The following is a 1,190-nucleotide window of genomic DNA, read 5'->3' on the forward strand; positions in this document are numbered from 1 at the left end:
TGATTCCGAAGTTTCTATCCACATCTCTGCTGGACGTCGACGGTTCTTTGGCAGAAGCGCTGGATTGACGCCAAGATGTCGTCTGCGGACTTGGTCCACCGAAAAGGCTTGGGATCGGCGTTCCGGGCGTCGATGTAGGTGCCGATTGCCACTTCAAGCTCTCGAACGGAGCGGTGCGTACCGCGCCTGATCTGCTCGTCGGTTAGCAAGGCAAAAAAGCGCTCGACCTGATTGATCCAGGATGCCGACGTCGGGGTAAAGTGTGGGTGCCAGCGAGGGCGCTTGGCAAACCAGCTGCGGATCTGCTTGGTCTTGTGGCTTGATGCATTGTCCATGACGACGTGCACGTCGAGGTCGGCCGGAACGTTCTTCTCAACCATAGCGAGGAAGCGCCGAAACTCGGCGGCGCGGTGTCGCGCCATGCATTTGCCGACAATCGTCCCAGCCTTGATATCGAGTGCGGCGAACAGCGACGTTGTGCCATGCCGTTTGTAGTCATGGGTGCGCCGCTCGGCCTGCCCCGGGCGCAGCGGCAGGATCGGCTGGGTGCGGTCGAGCGCCTGCACCTGGGACTTCTCGTCGACACAGAGCACCACAGCTCGGTCCGGCGGATTTAGGTAGAGCCCGACGATGTCACGCACCTTGTCGACGAACAGCGGATCGGTCGACAGCTTGAAGGTCTCGCTTCGATGCGGTTGCAGCGAGAACGCTTTCCATATCCGCTGCACCGTCGATGGAGCCAGCCCCGATGCGCGTGCCATGCCACGCGAGCTCCAGTGCGTCCGACCGACAGGGAGCGTCTCCAGTGTCGTCGTGACGACGTCGGCAACTTTCTGGTCTGTAATAGTCCGGGGTGCCCCAGGGCGTCGCTCGTCCAGGAGACCGTCCAAGCGCTTCTCGGCGAAGCGCCGTCGCCAGGTCGTGACCGTCACGCGCGTAATGCCGAGCCGCTCCGCGATCGCAAGGTTGCTGACGCCCTCGGCTGCCAGTAACACGATCTCAGCCCGCATGGCATCCGCGCGGGCCACCTTGCGTCGCCTCAGCCGGGACGCAAGCTCGGCCGCTTCAGTCTCCGACAGCTCGATCGCAATCGCCTTCGGTGTCGCCACGCGTCGTCTCCTGCGCTGCCAGGAACTCAGCGAATCATAGCCACGCGAAGGTGTCTAGTTATTTCTCGGCCAGGACACTAG

General features: G+C 62.5%; 1 protein-coding gene. It reads right to left on the reverse strand.

Features of this window, described 5'->3' with window-relative positions; translation table 11 throughout:
- Window positions 1-14: 14 nt before the first annotated feature.
- Window positions 15-1,109: an IS630 family transposase gene (locus GSQ83_RS00315; RefSeq protein WP_158800728.1), complete on the reverse strand. Its 1,095-nt coding sequence runs from the start codon at window positions 1,107-1,109 to the stop codon at window positions 15-17.
- Between the last annotated feature and the right edge of the window lie 81 nt (window positions 1,110-1,190).

The organism is Acidisoma sp. L85, assembly GCF_009765865.1.
Taxonomy (GTDB): Bacteria; Pseudomonadota; Alphaproteobacteria; order Acetobacterales; family Acetobacteraceae; genus Acidisoma.